The sequence below is a fragment of the Dietzia sp. DQ11-38-2 genome, from assembly GCF_014145055.1.
Lineage (GTDB): Bacteria > Actinomycetota > Actinomycetes > Mycobacteriales > Mycobacteriaceae > Dietzia.
In genome coordinates this window covers 1-1,264 of the sequence record NZ_JAALDW010000455.1, presented here as the reverse complement: position 1 = coordinate 1,264, position 1,264 = coordinate 1, and the positions used below count along the sequence as shown (strand labels likewise).

Below are 1,264 nucleotides of genomic sequence, written 5' to 3'. Positions count from 1 at the left end.
GCGAGGCCGTCCGCGATCTCCCTGTAGGCCCGGCCGGACGGCGAGTCCGGTTCCGCCAGGACGATCGGGGTGCCCTCGTCGCCGTGCTCGCGGACGGCCTGCTCGAGCGGCACCTGGCCGAGCAACCGCACCGGCGCCCCGACCGATCGCGAGAGGTTCGCGGCCACCTCGGCGCCACCGCCGGTGCCGAAGACGTCCATGCGGGTCCCGTCGGGCAGTTCGAGCCACGACATGTTCTCGATCACGCCCGCGATGCGCTGACGCGTCTGGAGGGCGATCGACCCCGCACGCTCGGCCACCTCGGCCGCCGCCTGCTGTGGTGTCGTGACCACGAGTATCTCCGCCGAGGGGATGAGTTGCGCGATCGAGATGGCGACGTCACCCGTGCCGGGCGGCAGGTCCATCAGCAGGACGTCGAGGTCCCCCCAGTAGACGTCGGCGAGGAACTGCTGGAGCGCGCGGTGCAACATCGGGCCACGCCAGACCACCGGGGTGTTGCCCTTGGTGAACTGGGCGATCGAGATGACCTTCACGTCGTGTGAGACCGGCGGCAGGATCATCTGCTCGACCTGGGTGGGTCGCGCGTCGGTTCCGAGCATCCGGGGGATGGAGTGCCCGTAGATGTCCGCGTCGAGTACCCCCACGGACAGCCCACGGGACGCCAGCGCGGTCGCGAGGTTGACGGTGGCGGTGGACTTACCCACGCCGCCCTTGCCCGAGGCGACCGCGTACACCCTCGTCAGATTGCCGGGTTGGGCGAACGGGATGACGGGCTCGGTCGCGTCGCCCCTCAGGTGTTTGCGGAGTTCCGTGCGCTGCTCGTCGTCCATCACGTCGAGCTCGACCACGACCTCGCCCACGCCGGCGACGTCCGCGACCGCGGTGCGGACCCGATCCGTGATGGTGTCCCTCATCGGGCACGTGGCCACCGTCAGGTAGATGCCTATGTCGACCCGGCCGGAACCCTCGTCGATGCTGACGCCCTTGACCATGCCGAGCTCGGTGAGCGGCTTTCGGATCTCCGGGTCGTCGACCTTGGCCAGGGCGGCGCGGATCGATTCTTCGCTGGGTGCACTCATGATGCCCCCGAGTCTAGGCGTCGGGGTGGGGGCGGGCGATTCAGGCGGGTGGCGGTACGCAGAACGGTGCGATACAGGGCAGGTCGAAGACCGGCAACCCGGGCGGGGCCGGGGCGACCTGCGCCGGCGGTGCCGGCGGCCGGGGAGCCGGAACGCTCTCCGGGGACGGGGACGGTGCCGGCGGT

At 70.8% G+C, this 1,264-nt stretch carries 1 protein-coding gene; it reads right to left on the bottom strand.

Features of this window, described 5'->3' with window-relative positions; genetic code table 11:
• Positions 1-1,079, bottom strand: a 1,079-nt coding sequence (locus G6026_RS14450) for a P-loop NTPase (protein ID WP_182613588.1), incomplete at its 3' end; no start/stop codon positions are given.
• Positions 1,080-1,264 lie beyond the last annotated feature (185 nt).